Source organism: Candidatus Binatia bacterium (assembly GCA_029243485.1).
Taxonomy (GTDB): domain Bacteria; phylum Desulfobacterota; class Binatia; order UBA12015; family UBA12015; genus VGTG01.
Window position 1 is genome coordinate 1 of sequence record JAQWRY010000027.1, and the last position, 13,445, is coordinate 13,445.

General features: G+C 65.7%; 14 protein-coding genes. 5 read left to right on the forward strand and 9 right to left on the reverse strand.

Annotated elements, in window-relative coordinates; all coding sequences use genetic code 11:
• The 5 genes from P8R42_08840 to P8R42_08860 form a co-directional block, all read right to left on the reverse strand.
• The coding region (locus tag P8R42_08840; protein ID MDG2304746.1) for a hypothetical protein at positions 1-375 on the reverse strand (375 nt) is incomplete at its 3' end.
• 160 nt (positions 376-535) lie between these two features.
• Complete coding sequence (locus P8R42_08845; GenBank protein ID MDG2304747.1) at positions 536-1,354, reverse strand: enoyl-CoA hydratase; 819 nt, start codon at positions 1,352-1,354, stop codon at positions 536-538.
• Between the two features lie 28 nt (positions 1,355-1,382).
• Complete coding sequence (locus P8R42_08850; GenBank protein MDG2304748.1) at positions 1,383-2,897, reverse strand: AMP-binding protein; 1,515 nt, start codon at positions 2,895-2,897, stop codon at positions 1,383-1,385.
• Between the two features lie 12 nt (positions 2,898-2,909).
• A complete protein-coding gene (locus P8R42_08855) occupies positions 2,910-3,239 on the reverse strand; it encodes a hypothetical protein (protein MDG2304749.1) in 330 nt (109 codons plus the stop codon).
• A 20-nt stretch (positions 3,240-3,259) separates the two neighbouring features.
• The gene (locus tag P8R42_08860) at positions 3,260-4,540 is read right to left on the reverse strand and encodes an aromatic ring-hydroxylating dioxygenase subunit alpha (GenBank protein MDG2304750.1); all 1,281 of its coding nucleotides are present in this window, start codon (positions 4,538-4,540) and stop codon (positions 3,260-3,262) included.
• Positions 4,541-4,657: 117 nt separating this feature from the next.
• On the opposite strand from P8R42_08860, the gene P8R42_08865 reads away from it, so the two are divergent.
• Positions 4,658-5,854, forward strand: a complete 1,197-nt coding sequence (locus tag P8R42_08865; protein MDG2304751.1) for a cytochrome P450 — start codon at positions 4,658-4,660, stop codon at positions 5,852-5,854.
• Positions 5,855-5,857: 3 nt separating this feature from the next.
• Here P8R42_08865 and P8R42_08870 read toward each other — a convergent pair whose 3' ends face one another.
• From P8R42_08870 to P8R42_08880, 3 genes are read right to left on the reverse strand one after another with little or no spacing between them, the layout of a single operon-like run.
• Positions 5,858-6,616: an SDR family NAD(P)-dependent oxidoreductase gene (locus P8R42_08870; GenBank protein ID MDG2304752.1), complete on the reverse strand. Its 759-nt coding sequence runs from the start codon at positions 6,614-6,616 to the stop codon at positions 5,858-5,860.
• A 26-nt stretch (positions 6,617-6,642) separates the two neighbouring features.
• Positions 6,643-7,515 (reverse strand): TauD/TfdA family dioxygenase, encoded by an 873-nt coding sequence (locus P8R42_08875; GenBank protein ID MDG2304753.1) that lies wholly within the window; start codon positions 7,513-7,515, stop codon positions 6,643-6,645.
• Positions 7,515-9,176, reverse strand: a complete 1,662-nt coding sequence (locus P8R42_08880; protein ID MDG2304754.1) for an AMP-binding protein — start codon at positions 9,174-9,176, stop codon at positions 7,515-7,517. Before P8R42_08880 ends, P8R42_08875 begins: the two co-directional genes overlap by 1 nt.
• A 45-nt stretch (positions 9,177-9,221) precedes the next feature.
• On the opposite strand from P8R42_08880, the gene P8R42_08885 reads away from it, so the two are divergent.
• From P8R42_08885 to P8R42_08895, 3 genes are read left to right on the forward strand one after another with little or no spacing between them, the layout of a single operon-like run.
• Complete coding sequence (locus P8R42_08885) at positions 9,222-10,256, forward strand: acyl-CoA dehydrogenase family protein (GenBank protein ID MDG2304755.1); 1,035 nt, start codon at positions 9,222-9,224, stop codon at positions 10,254-10,256.
• Positions 10,256-11,389 carry an acyl-CoA dehydrogenase family protein gene (locus P8R42_08890; GenBank protein MDG2304756.1) on the forward strand — a complete coding sequence of 378 codons (1,134 nt, stop codon included), beginning with the start codon at positions 10,256-10,258 and terminating at the stop codon, positions 11,387-11,389. The genes P8R42_08885 and P8R42_08890 overlap by 1 nt, the downstream gene beginning before the upstream one ends.
• A gap of 25 nt (positions 11,390-11,414) precedes the next feature.
• Positions 11,415-12,188 carry an enoyl-CoA hydratase/isomerase family protein gene (locus P8R42_08895; protein ID MDG2304757.1) on the forward strand — a complete coding sequence of 258 codons (774 nt, stop codon included), beginning with the start codon at positions 11,415-11,417 and terminating at the stop codon, positions 12,186-12,188.
• Positions 12,189-12,205: 17 nt separating this feature from the next.
• On the opposite strand, the gene P8R42_08900 is transcribed toward P8R42_08895, so the two are convergent.
• Positions 12,206-12,670, reverse strand: coding sequence for a pyridoxamine 5'-phosphate oxidase family protein (locus P8R42_08900; GenBank protein ID MDG2304758.1), 465 nt, complete (start codon positions 12,668-12,670; stop codon positions 12,206-12,208).
• Between the two features lie 92 nt (positions 12,671-12,762).
• Between P8R42_08900 and P8R42_08905 the strand changes: the two genes are divergently transcribed.
• Positions 12,763-13,445: OB-fold domain-containing protein (locus P8R42_08905; protein MDG2304759.1), on the forward strand; the 683-nt coding region annotated here is incomplete at its 3' end.

Genomic DNA, 13,445 nt, shown 5'->3' on the forward strand with positions numbered 1-13,445 from the left:
GCCGTACATCTTCGCCGCCAACGTTCGGGAGTAGTCCGCCGCAGCGGCGTTCGCTCGATACGCGGTGATCGTGGAATCGACCGCACGCCCCGGCCCGCCCGTCAGCAACACCCCACCGCCGTTCGTCTCGACGAAGTACGCACCACTCGAAACCGAGAAGCCGATCTTGTCTTCGTCTCCCGTTTTCCCCTGCGCGAGGTTCTCATTGTCGGGGACCGGCGTGACGTGTTGGAAGAACCTCCCGTCGTAAAGATCCTTCGGGGGGAAGTAGAAGGAGAAGCGCGTCTCCGTCTCTTTGAAGCCGCCGTGGACGTAGCGATGGTGCACCGGCGTGTCGCGCCATTCGTCGACGTCGACGTAGGGCGCATCGAACATCCCGTCGTGTGCTTGGCTTTCGGATTCCTTTTCGGGCACTGCCTTCTCCCCGTCACGCTCGCTGGCATCGTCGCCAGCTCCTCACCAGACAAAGGGCCGCCCCAAGCGGGGCGAGAGCTCACAGCCCACGCGGCCTCATGACGGCCGTCATCGGCTCGTCCTAAACGTGCTTCCCGCCCTTCTTCATTTCGTCGAGCCCAATCAGGATGGGCAGCTTCCCCTTGCTCACCGACAGCGCATTGCCGTGACCGGTCTGGTGGATGTCGAATGCGGATTGCAGCGAGCTGTAGAACCCCTGGATGTCGAGCGTCTGATTGACGGCTCGCTTCGCCTGAGCGAGCGCGAACGGATGCATCTGCGCGATCTCGTGGGCGAGGGCGAGCGTCTCCTCGTCGAGCTTCTCCCGCTCGACGACGCGATTCACCATGCCGAGCTTCTCGGCTTCCTCTGCGCCGAAGTAGCGCCCCGTGAAGAGAAGCTCTTTCGCCTTGCGAGCGCCGACCTCCCACGTGTGCCCGTGAAACTCCACTCCGGCGATCCCCATGCGGGCGACCGGGTCGGAAAACTTCGCGTCGTCGGCCGCGAGGATGAGATCACACGGCCAGCAGAGCATCAGTCCGCCGGCGATACAGGCTCCCTGGACGGCCGCGATCGTCGGCTTCGGGATGTCGCGCCACTTGCGCGTCCACCCGAGGTAGTACTCACGCTCCCACGCGTAGAGGCCCGCGAGGCCCTTGTTCTCGAGGTCGACCTCCTTGGTCCAGACCTCCGCGGCCTCCGGGGAAATATCGTGACCGGAGGAGAAGTGCTTCCCGTTTGCGCGCAGGATGATGACGCGAACGTCGTCGTCCCGGGCGGCACGATCGAAGGACTCGTCGAGCTCGCGAAGCAAAGGGGGATGCAGGGCGTTCCGGGCATCAGGCCGATTCAGGCTGATGGTCGCCACGCGCTCGCTCGACTCGTATTGAATGAACTCCATCAGGGTCTCCTCAGATCGTTTGCTCGCGTCACGAGATCGCTTCGTCGTGGCCGACCCAGAACGGCGCTCGGAGCTCCCGCTTCAGGATCTTGCCGGCGGCGCTTCGGGGAAGAGGCTCCGACGACACCTCGATCTGCTTTGGAACCTTGTAGCCTCCGAGCCCGCCGCGACAGTGCTGCCCCAGCGCCTCGGCGTCGACCTCTGCTCCCTCGCGCAAAACCACGATCGCGCGAACCGCCTCCCCCCAACGCTCGTCGGGCACGCCGAACACTGCGCACTCCACGACGTCGGGATGCTGCGACAGAACTTCTTCGACCTCGGTCGAGTACACGTTCTCGCCGCCCGAGATGATCATGTCCTTCGCGCGATCGACGAGGTACAGGCAGTGGTCGTCGTCGAAACGGCCGAGGTCACCGGAATGGTACCACCCGTCCCGTAGTGCCCGAGCCGTCTCTTCCGGTTTGCGCCAATACCCCTTCATGACGTTCGGGCCGCGCACGCACACCTCGCCCACCGTGCCGACCGAAACGTCGCGCCCTTCCCGGTCCGTCACGCGCAGGCGTACACCAGCCGCGGCCGGTCCGGCACTACGAACCTTCGGCGTGTCCAGGCGGTCCTCCATGTGATGGAGAACCGTCCCCAGCGGCGCGAGCTCTGTCGCGCCGTACATCGAGACCAGCTCGCAGCGCGGAAAGCTCTCGTGGAACCGCCGCAGGATCGCCGTCGATGCCGGTGCGGCCCCGTAGCCCATGAGCCTCAGGCTCGAAACGTCGCGCGGCGAGCGCGCCTGCTCCCGCGTGAGCGTATCGAGCATGGCCGGCACGCCGAAGGCGACGGTGACGCCTTCGCGCTCGATGAGATCGAGTACCAGGGCCGGCTCGTAGGCGGGGATCAGAATCTGGCGGGCCCCCGTCCACAGGCAGGGCTCGGCCTGCCACGTCCCGGACGCGTGGTACATAGGGCCCAGCACGACCCAAGCGTCTTCGGGTACGAGATGCAGAGCGGCGAGCACGTGGAGTGCATCGGCGAGCTTGTTCCCATGCGTCAGCATGACGCCCTTCGCCGCACCGGTCGTGCCGCCCGTATAGAACAGACCGGCGACATCGTCTTGGCTCACACCGTCGCCGAGCCCCGCGTCTTCTTCCGAACCGAGCCATGCCTCGTAGTCGTCCATCGAAAGAACGCGTCCGGCCAGGTTCGCGAGCTCGCGAACACGATCCTGCGACCAGTCGGTGACGAGGAGCTGCGGCTCCGCGTCGCGGAGCTGATAGGCGAGCTCGGGTATGGCGAGCCGTCCGTTCAAAGGCACGACGACGCGGCCGGCGGCCGGCGTCGACAGGATCAGCTCGAGCGCTCGGTGACCATTGGTCGCGAGCAGCGCGACCCGGTCGCCTGGCTGCGTGTCGCGGCGCACCGCGGCGGCGACGCGCCGACAACGGCCAACGAGCTGCCCGAAGGTGAACCGGGAGTCGCCGTCCACGATCGCAATCGCGTCCGCAGAACAGTCCTCCGCATGTCGTAGCGGATCCGCGAGTGTCAGCATGGGGCGCCCGGCTCAGACCGGAGGTTCGACGACGGCGTTGATGCTCGACGGCCCGGAGTCGGGCACGCGCGGCTGCCGCCAGGCCTCGACCGGGAAGGCGACCGTCGTGAGTGCGCAGTAGAGCCACAGGAGGCGCTTGCCCTCCTCCGACAGCGCGCTCACTTCGAAGCGCTCGAGATACTCGAGGGCTTCGTCGATCCGGGTGAAGGCAACGTCGTAGAACTCCTGGAGCTCTTCCATCGTGCTCGCGACGCGCTTCTCGTAACGAGCCGTTTCGCCCTGGACTGCCCAAGCGGCGTAGGGCTCGAGGTCGGCAAACTCTGCGGGAAATACGTTGGCCATCGGCGTAGCTCCTTCCTCGCTCAGGACCGTCCGTCGGCCTGCGACTGCTGGTAGCGCGTGACGTACTCGTTCGCCTGGTGATGTAGATGTCGCAGGACGACCTCCTGGTCGTTCAGCGGGAACGTCTTCACCGGCGTGTCCGACTCGAGCATTCTCTGTGTCGCTTCCAGGGTGTTGGCGTCCTGGAGCCCGTACTCCTTGAACGAAACGACCGCGAGCTCCTGGGCCAACCGCTCCCGCGCGTTCTTCGGCGGCGCGAAGTAACAGGTCCCTTCGAAGATGTGCGTATTATACGACGTCGGCCAGTAGTGGTACGTCAGCACCCAGTTCGGCTTCCAGATGAGGACCATGAAGTTGGGGAAGAAGAGGTACGCATTGATTCCCCAGTTCCGGTGCCGGGTGGGGTTCACGCCGGGCGGGAGCTCGTCGATGCCGATGTCGGGCGCCTCCCACGGGCCGAACAGCCCGCTGCGCAGCTTGCGCTCGATCGGCTTCACCATGCTCAGATCCTTCGGCGGAGCGATAACGCCCCACGAGGAGATGGAGGCGTGCGGACCGTCGAGCGCGTACTGGATCGCCTCGTAGCCGACGTCGGACACCTTGGCCCGCTCCTCAGCCTCGTATTGCCCTCCGTGCAGGATCGGTGCGTGATAGAACTCGGCGAACGCGTCGATGAAGAGCTTCCAGTTGCTCCCCACCTCCGACCGGTACTTGTGGACCTGCGTGAGCTCCTGGAACGGATAGCCCTCGATGCCCTTCCCGATGCCACCCATGTAGTCCTGCAGGGACGTCGTGTCTTCGGGATCGAAGTTCACGAAGATGAACCCCTCCCAAACGTCGGCCCGGACCGCGGCGAGGCCATAGTCCTTCTTGTCGAAGTCGAAGAACTCCGCCTCCTGCTGAGCGAAGGTGCACTCTCCGTCGAGGTTGAAGCGCCACGCGTGGTACTTGCACGTGAACTGGCGACAGAAACCCCGCGTCTCCTTCTGCGGGAACTCGTCCCAGACGAGCTTGTTCCCGCGGTGACGGCAGATGTTGTAGAAGGCCCGAACCTTGTCCTTGGCCGACCGCGCGACGATGATCGAGGCGCCCGCGGCATCGATCTCCTTCGTGAAGTAGCTGCCAACCTTGGGCAGCTGCTCCACGCGACCGACGTTCAACCACGTCTTGCGGAAGATCGCCTTGCGCTCGAGCTCGTAGAACTCGGGCGACGTGGAGTCGTCATAGGAGACGGGTCCCGTCCCGAGCTCGGGATAATGCTGCGTCCAAGAACCCTCCGCGGGCTTCTCAAAATACGCCATCGGATCGCCTGCCTCCTCCTGTCGAATGCGACACCGCCGAGGTATCATTGATCTCTCGGAGTGACAAGGCTACTTTCCAAAAACGGAAAGGTCATTTCCGCCAAAACAGGAGTGCTGATGCCGCCCGACGTGTACTACGACCCGTACGACTTCCAAATCGACGAAGACCCCTACCCCGTCTGGAAGCGCCTCCGGGACGAGCGGCCGCTTTACTACAACGACAAGTACGACTTCTACGCCGTGAGCCGGTTCGACGACGTGGAAGCTGGCCTCAAGGACTTCGCGCGCCTGCAGTCCGGTCGTGGAACCTTGCTCGAGATCATCAAGTCCGACGTGCAACTTCCCAAGGGCATGGTGATCTTCGAAGATCCGCCGAGCCACCAGTGCTACCGCGGACTGCTGTCCCGTGTGTTCACCCCGCGACGCATCCTCGAACTCGAACCTAAGGTGCGTAAGTTCTGCGCGGACGCACTCGATCCCCTCGTCGGGCAGGACGGCTTCGACTTCGTGGTCGACCTCGGCGCCAAGATGCCGATGCGTGTGATCGGGATGCTGCTCGGCATCCCGGAAGAAGATCAGCAGGAGATCCGCAACCAGATCGACAGTGGCCTTCGCCTCGAATCCGGCGAGATGCCAGAATTCGAGGTCGGCGCACTTCAGAACTCGGCCAGCCAAGGGGAGTTCAGCACGTACATCGATTGGCGGGCGAAGAATCCATCGGACGACTTGATGACGGCACTACTGCAGGCCGAATTCGAGGATCATACCGGCGTGCGGAGGCGCCTTACTCGCGAAGAAGTTCTCGGCTACGTCGGCCTCCTCGCCGCCGCGGGCAACGAGACGACGACCAAGCTGATCGGATGGGCGGCCAAACTTCTGTCCGAGAACCCCGACCAACGGCGCGCCTTGGCGAACGATCCCACACTCATACCCAACGCCGTCGAAGAGGTGCTGCGCTACGAGGCGCCGTCGCCCATCCAAGCGCGTTTCGTCGCCGAAGACGTGGAGTACCACGGCACCGCCGTGCCCAAGGACAGTACGATCCTCCTCTTGAACGCCTCGGCGAACCGCGACGAACGCAAGTTCGAGGACGCAGATCGATTCGACGTGCGCCGTCAGTTCGACCACCACTTGTCCTTCGGGTACGGGATCCACTTCTGCCTCGGCGCCGCACTGGCCCGACTGGAAGCGCAGATGGCGCTCGAGGAGGTTCTGAAACGTTTTCCGGATTGGACCGTCGATCTCGACCGCGCCGTCCGGGCCCGCACGTCTACGGTGCGTGGCTGGGACAGCCTTCCGGTCGTCACGCGCTGATCATCAATCGCTCGATCGCGGCAGCCTCGGCGTCACCGTGACCGCGGGGATGTTGATCGAGCCCCCCGAACGCACGAGGCCGTCGACGACCTCGACGAGATGCTCGACGCCGATGAGAGAGCCCGTGATCAGTTGGCTCGTGACCCAGGTCTGCACCATCTCCGTCGCGAGGTCCGGGTCCCAGCCCGACGCGAAGTGGGTCATCGCATCGCCCTCGCCCCCTCCGCAGTCGCCGAGGCTCAGACGCGTGAAACCCACCGTGGGATGCTCGACGTGCCACGCCTCGACGAGCCGATCGAGCCCTGCCTTCGTCACCTGATACACAGCGAGCCCCGGCCACGGAGGCGTGTACGAAGATCCGATGGTCGAGATGTAGATCACTCTCCCCGACGACGCCTGGAGGTGCGGCAAGGCGGCCGCCGTGGCGAGAGACGCACCCATTACGTTGACATCGAACGCACGACGCCATGTTTCCGCGTCGGCGTTTTCGAGTCGAACAAGCGGTCCCGTGGCGGCCGCGTACACGACGGCGTCGATGCCGCCGAGCCCTTCTGCCGCGGCTGCGATGCCTTCCCGACACGAGGCCTCATCCGTCGCGTCACACGCGATCGCAAGCGCGTCGCCGCCCGCTTCGGCGGCAGCGGTGTCCAGCTTGTCCTTGCTTCGGGCGAGAAGCGCGACGCGACCACCGCGCTTCGCCAAGCCAATGCCGATGCAGCGACCCAGACCGGTCGAGGCTCCAATGACGACAGTTCTCAACATGATTCTCTTCCTCGCCCGGCCGGAACCTAGACGGGCCGGTTTCCTCGAAGCGTGATGCGATGAAGTACCCGCTTGTACCCGTGGTAGTCGTTCATCGGATTGTGCTGCGCGCAGCGATTGTCCCACAAAGCGATCGCGCCGACCGACCAACGGAACCGGCAGGTGTACTCCTCGCGAACCTGGTGGCGGAACAGAAACTCGAGAAGCGGTCGGCTCTCTTCCTCCGTCATGCCCTCGAACCGGGCCGTGTGCGCCACGTTGACGTAGAGCGCCTTTCGTCCCGTCTCCGAGTGCGTACGAACCACCGGGTGCACTGCTTCGAACACCTGGCGACTCGCCTCTTGGTCGCTCGCACCGCAAATGCGCTCCTCGCGGGTCTTGCTGACGTCGGCCAGAGCGGAGCTGTTCACTGCCTTCAGCGGTGCGAGCATCCGCTGCATGCCGGGGGAAAGCGCATCGTAGGCCACGTACATGTTTGCGTACAGGGTGTCGCCACCCGCCGGAGGGATCTCGCGAGCGATCAGCATCGTCCCCATCGGCGGTTGCTCGAGGTAGACGGTGTCGGAGTGCCAGATGCCGCCGAAGTTCACCTTCTCGTGAGGCAGCTTCGTGACGGCAATGATCTCGGGATGCTCGTCGAGCCCCCGCACGAAGGGGTACCGGTCCGGCGTGCCGATCCGACGGGCGAACGCGAGGAAGCGATCGTCGTCGAGCGGCTGGTCACAAAAGAACACCACGAGATGCTCGAGCCACGCTCGGCGAATCTCGTCGAAGACCTCCTTGTCGAGATCCCCGGACAGATCGACACCGGAGATCTCCGCCCCGAGTGCCGCGTCCATCGGCGTCACCTCAATCTTTCGATACGGCACGACCTCGGGACTCGACCGGTGGGCCGCCATCACGCCCCCCTCGCCCCCTTGCCAGTTCCGGCCTCCTCACGCAGTCGAGCGCGAAGGTCCACCTTCCGGATCTTGCCTGCCGCCGTGCGAGGAAAGTCGCTGACGATACGAATCTCCTCGGGCCACTTCTGGCGCGCGAGGCCACTCGTCTCGAGATGCGCCTGAATCGACCCGAGGTCGACGGGCTCGACGTTCGCGTCCATCCGAATGACCGCGCAGGCATGCTCACCCAACCGTTCGTCGGGCGCAGCGACGACGGCGGCCTCTGCCACTCCGGACATCGTTTGCAGTGCCCCCTCGACCTCCGCGGCAGAGACGTTCTCACCTCCCCGGATGATGATGTCCTTCACCCGGTCGGTGATGGTCAAACAGCCGTCCTCGTCGAGAACACCGACGTCCCCCGTGCGGAACCACCCCTCCTCGTCGAACGCGGCGTTCAACACGGGGTCGGTGTACCCGAGACAGAGTTCCGGGCCACGCGACAGGATCTGGCCGGGAACTCCCACGTCGACGTCCTGCCCGTCTTCATCGACGAGACGAAGCTCGACGCTCTCCATCGGGCGCCCATCCGTACAATGGCGAATTCGAGCGGAGTCCTCGAACTTTCCGCCCGTCGTGGACGGATGCTCGGTCGATCCGTACGCGCGGATGATCGCGATCCCGTGCGACGCCGCGCGTTCGCCGAGCGCGGGCGGAATGGGTGCACCCCCGAGTCCGACCCGCCCCATGTTCGCGGCGTGGGCCGGCGTGAAATCGGGATGATCCAGCAGCGTCGACAGGAACAGAGCCGCGCCGGTGCCGCCACCGATCCCGGCCTGCAGCATGACCTCGAGAGCATGACCGGGATCCCACCGATCGATCAGGTGGATGTCGTTTCCCACGTCGAGCGGACCCAGCACCGCACCCAACATTCCCGTCGCGTGCGTGACCGGGGAACCCATGAGATTCGGGCTATCGCGAAGGATCATCCCCGACATGTGCCGAAGCTCGCTCAGCAGTGTGCGGTGATCGTGGATCACCCCTTTCGGGTCGCTTGTCGTCCCCGACGTGTAGGCGAGGACCGCGGGCACGTGCGGATCGATTGCGGGCAGATCCGCCACCGGGGGGATTGACTCGAGATCCGTCCAACCGATGCGCGGCACGGGACAGGCCGGCATCGCTTCACCGCCGTCTCGCGCCACCACGTGCAGGCGAAGCGCGGGCGGCGCGCCTCGATCGACGATCTCCCCGTACTCCACGTGCCCGTACGAGAGGGGCGAGAGGTACGCGACCGCGCCACTCTCCTCGAGGATGAACGAGACCTCCTTGCGGCCGTAGATGTGGACGATCGGCACGAGCACGTAGCCACCCATGGCGAGCCCAACGAACGCCGCGATCGCCTCGCGCCAGTTCGGGATCTGGAACGCGACGGCCTCGCCCGGTTGCACCCCATTCGCGACGAGCAGTGCGATGAGTTGGCGCGCCTCGCGATCGACGTCCGCATAGGTGCCGTGCCATTCCACGGCGCGGGACCACGCAGAGATCTTCTTCGCCGGATTGGCCGCCAGCGACCGAGCGACCATGGCGCCGAGGGTGTCGTCGGTCCACCAACCCCCGTCGACGTAACGTCTCTCGAGAGCAGACGGCACGGCGCGCGGCGCCCATTGCTTCGCGTGATCCATAGAGTGATTATTGCATTCTCGTTTGGAAAGAACTAGTTTTCCGTCGTGGACACCCGAGACAGCCCCGAGCAGGCGGAACTGCGACGCTCCGCTCGCCGGCTAGCGCGGGACCTCGGCCCACAGAACGTATCGAGCCTCGGGGACGCGACGCGTGCGACCCGACTGACCCAAGCGGCGCGCGAGGCGGGCTGGCTCCAGTTGCGCAGTGACGACGGCGCGGGGCAACCGTTCGCGGGGAGCGTCGAAGCGGGGATCGTCGCGGAAGCTCTTGGTTCTCACGTGGCGGACCTCGCCTTCGCCGGCCCTGTGCTCGCCGCCGACCTCGCGCGCCGCGCCCACGCGCCGAACTTCGAAGACACACTCGTCGCGTACTCGCCTTCACTGTCGGCTCCCGCGGTCGTATCCGGACCGACCACGACAGAACCGCTGCACGCCATTGACGGCGGCGACGGGTTCTCGAGCGCCTGGGTCTTCGTCCCCGACGGAAACGACTTTCGGCTCGGCCGCGTTCCCCTCGACGGCCCACGCGCCTCGGGCGACGGCGCCGATCTCACCCGCGCGGTTCTGGTCGTACCTGCTGGCACACCTGTGAAGTCGACCGCGGGAGGACAGGCCCTCGGCAGCGACGACCTCGCGGCGTGGACAGCACTCGGCCTCGCGCTCACCAGCGCCGATCTCGTTGGAGTCATGCGGGGCGTTCTCGACGTCACGGTGGACTACGCGTCCCAGCGCAAACAGTACGGCGTCTCCGTCGGATCCTTCCAAGCGGTGCAGCACCTCCTCGCGGAAGCGCGATGCCTGATGGAGGGTTCGCTGAGCATCGCACTTCACGCGGCCTGGGCCGTCGACGATCTAGCTCCGGAAGACGCCCGCGCCGCGGGCCGCGTCGCCAAAGCATACTGCGCGCGCGCCGCACAAACGGTGTGCGAAACCGCGGTGCAGGTCCACGGCGGGATCGGGAACACATGGGACTGCATCGTCCATGTGTACCTGCGACGTGCATTGCTGTCCCGGCAGTGGTTCGGCGACGACGGCTCGCAGCTGCTCGAGCTCGGGCCCGACGGCCTGGAGGCGGTATAGTGGACTATCGCGATTCCCCCGCTGAAGCGGAGTTCCGGTCGCGCCTGCGCGCCTGGCTCGCGGACAACAACCCCGGGTTCCGCTCCTCGTCGACCGACGACGAGTACTGGGCTCGACAGGCGGAATGGCACACCACACTCTACAATGCCGGCTTCTTCGGCCTCTCCTGGCCAAAGCGGTACGGCGGACACGAGCTACCAACCGTGTTCGACGTCATCGTCGACGACGAGGTCGCCGCCGCGGGGGCGCCACCGCGCCCCAGCCTCGGCTACCTCGTGCAGGGCATCTCGACCCACGGCACTGAGGAGATCAAGGACCGATTCCTCCCCGCCCTGATCAGCGGCAAGGACCGCTGGTGTCAGGGCTTCAGCGAGCCGGACGCCGGCTCCGATCTGGCCGCACTCCGCACTACCGCGACGCTCGACGGCGACGACTTCGTCGTCGACGGGCGCAAGATTTGGACGAGCTACTCCGACGTTGCCGACTGGTGCTTCCTCCTCGCCCGCACGGACGCCGACGTGCCGAAGCACAAGGGCATCTCGGCATTCGCGATCTCCATGGAACAACCAGGCATCGAGCGGCGTCCACTCAAAATGATCAATGGCACCACGAAGGAGTTCGGGCAGGTGACGTTCGACGGGGCCCGCGTGCCCGTCGCCCACATGATCGGCGAGCCCGGCGAGGGGTGGCGGGTGGCGATGACGATCGTCAGCCATGAACGCGAGCCGGGCGAACTCGGATACGTGGCGCGCTACGCGAAAACGGTGAACAGACTCAAGCAGACGGTACACGACGATCCCCACGCGTTCCGCCCGGATCAACGAGAAGCCGTGGCGTGGGCCCATGTGCAGGTCGAAATGCTCCGACGACACGTCTGCCGACGGCTCTCCGAGCGCCTCGACGGCATCGACCACGGCCCGGGTGGATCGATCGACAAGCTACTGATGACGTGGGTCGAGCAGTCAGTCGGCGCGGCCGCATTGTCGGTTTCAGGACCACGAGCGGCCCTCGACACCGAAGACGAAGCGCTGAAGGTCTATCTCTACAGCCGCGCCCAAAGCGTCATGGGCGGCACGTCGCAGATCCAGAAGAACATCATCGCTACACGAATCCTCAACTTGCCAACCGCGTGACGCGAATTCGAGAAAGGAAGCCGAGATGACCTACGATCTCCCCGACGTCGTACGGATCGAAGAGGACGGCCCGCTGCGCATCGTGCGGCTCAACCGGCCGGAGCAGCTCAACGCCATCAACGACGAGCTGCACGGCGGACTGACTCGCCTCTTCCCACAGCTGAGCGCCGACGCGGGCGCGCGCGTCGCCGTGATCACCGGCGAAGGCCGCGCGTTCTCCGCGGGGGGCGACTTCGACCTGCTCGACCGCATGGCGAAGGACCGCACCTTGCGCCGCGACGTGATCGCCGAGGGCCGCGAACTCGTCATCAACATGATGCGTTGCCGGATCCCCGTCGTCGCCGCCGTGAACGGCGCCGCGGTCGGCCTCGGGTGCAGCGTGATCGCGCTCTCGGACGTGGTCTACATGGCCGAGTCCGCCTACCTGGCCGATCCGCACGTCAACGTCGGACTCGTTGCCGCCGACGGCGGTCCGATCACCTGGCCGCTGCACACGAGCCTCCTCCTGGCGAAGGAGTTCGCGTTCACCGGCGACAAGATCCGAGCAACGCGAGCCGCTGAGATCGGTCTGGCGAATCACGTATGCCCCGACGGCGAGGTGCTGGACGCAGCGATTGCCGCTGCGACGAAGATCGCGGCTCTGCCCCAGCAGGCGGTGGAGGCGACCAAGCGCGTGCTGAATCTCCACATGGAGCACGCGGTTTTGGCGACGATCGACTTCGCCATGTCGGCCGAGTCGGAATCCTTCGACACGGAAGATCTCCGCGCCAACATCGACCGGTTCCGTGGGCGGACGTGAGTCCCGAGCGAGCGCCTTCAGCCCTTCCCGATCTTCCGGTAGTCCCAGCTGACGATTTTCTCGGGCGTCACGCGAAGCCACGCGTGTCGTCCGTCGGGGTAGAAGGTCCCGCCCGAGTACTTGTCGCCGAAGAGCAGCTCCGCCTCCGCCACGTCCGGATTCGCCTCGGCCGTGCGCGGCACGTCCCCAACGACGGCCGCCGTGCCCGACAACTCGACACCGTGAAGCTCGAAGAACTCCTCTCCACCGTCGATCACGACCCCGAGGCGCGCGTCGCGGTCGATGTCGATCCAGCGCTGGCTCTTGATGATCGAGTTCAGCCAGAGCGCCTCCCCGTCCCAGACGAACCAGAGGGGCGAGACGTGCGGCGCACCGCCGGGACCGACCGTGGCCACGCGACAGGTGCGGGCCGAGCGCAGGTAGCCATCCAGCTCTTCGGGAGTCATCGCAATCTTCCGACCACGTCGCTGCTTTCTCTTCATCGAACCCGTCTTGGCGCATTGCGCGCCCGCTGTACAGCTACCGACGAACGAATCGGCGGCTGCGGCGACCGGATAGGAAACGCGAGGCACCGATGAGACCCCTCCCCGAGCGAACACCCGAGAACGAGTTCTTCTGGACGAGCGGCGCCGAAGGCGTGCTTCGTTTCCAGCATTGCGGCCCGTGTGAGCGGTTCGTCCATCCGCCGCAACCCGGCTGCCCGACCTGCGGCGGCCAACTCGAAGTGCACGACGTCTCGGGACGCGGGACCGTCGTTGGGTTCACCGTGAACCATCAGCAATGGCTTCCGGACTTGGCACCCCCCTACGTCGTGGCGCTGGTCGCGATCGACGAAGACCCACTCGTGCGACTCACGACGCTCGTCGTCGACACGGAGCCCGAGGCCGTAGAGATCGGACTCCCCGTCGAAACTCGCTTCGAGCAGCACGAGGACATCTGGCTGCCGCTCTTTACCCCAACGGGAGAGCCGGCTCGTACCGTATCCGAGTGGCCCGAACCACCGCGTGCCCCGGTCGCAACGCGAGTGACCGCCGAAAAATTCGAATCGAAGGTCGCGTTGACCGGCGTCGGCATCTCCGCGGTCGGCCGGCGCCTCGAGCGAGATCCCCTGAGCCTCGCAGCTGACGCGTCTCGCGCGGCCGTCGCCGACGCGGGACTGGATCTCACGCAGATCGACGGGCTTTCGACCTACCCCGGCGGCGCGAAGGGCAGCGGACATTCAGAGGGCGGTGTGCCAGCCATGGCCGAGGCGCTCGG

Excerpts from the sequence above, each read along its gene's own strand:
- P8R42_08845 (MDG2304747.1), bottom strand. The coding sequence starts at position 1,354 with ATGGAGTTCATTCAATACGAGTCGAGCGAGCGCGTGGCGACCATCAGC.
- P8R42_08850 (MDG2304748.1), bottom strand. The coding sequence starts at position 2,897 with ATGCTGACACTCGCGGATCCGCTACGACATGCGGAGGACTGTTCTGCG.
- P8R42_08855 (MDG2304749.1), bottom strand. The coding sequence starts at position 3,239 with ATGGCCAACGTATTTCCCGCAGAGTTTGCCGACCTCGAGCCCTACGCC.
- P8R42_08860 (MDG2304750.1), bottom strand. The coding sequence starts at position 4,540 with ATGGCGTATTTTGAGAAGCCCGCGGAGGGTTCTTGGACGCAGCATTAT.
- P8R42_08865 (MDG2304751.1), top strand. The coding sequence starts at position 4,658 with ATGCCGCCCGACGTGTACTACGACCCGTACGACTTCCAAATCGACGAA.
- P8R42_08870 (MDG2304752.1), bottom strand. The coding sequence starts at position 6,616 with ATGTTGAGAACTGTCGTCATTGGAGCCTCGACCGGTCTGGGTCGCTGC.
- P8R42_08875 (MDG2304753.1), bottom strand. The coding sequence starts at position 7,515 with ATGGCGGCCCACCGGTCGAGTCCCGAGGTCGTGCCGTATCGAAAGATT.
- P8R42_08880 (MDG2304754.1), bottom strand. The coding sequence starts at position 9,176 with ATGGATCACGCGAAGCAATGGGCGCCGCGCGCCGTGCCGTCTGCTCTC.
- P8R42_08895 (MDG2304757.1), top strand. The coding sequence starts at position 11,415 with ATGACCTACGATCTCCCCGACGTCGTACGGATCGAAGAGGACGGCCCG.
- P8R42_08900 (MDG2304758.1), bottom strand. The coding sequence starts at position 12,670 with ATGAAGAGAAAGCAGCGACGTGGTCGGAAGATTGCGATGACTCCCGAA.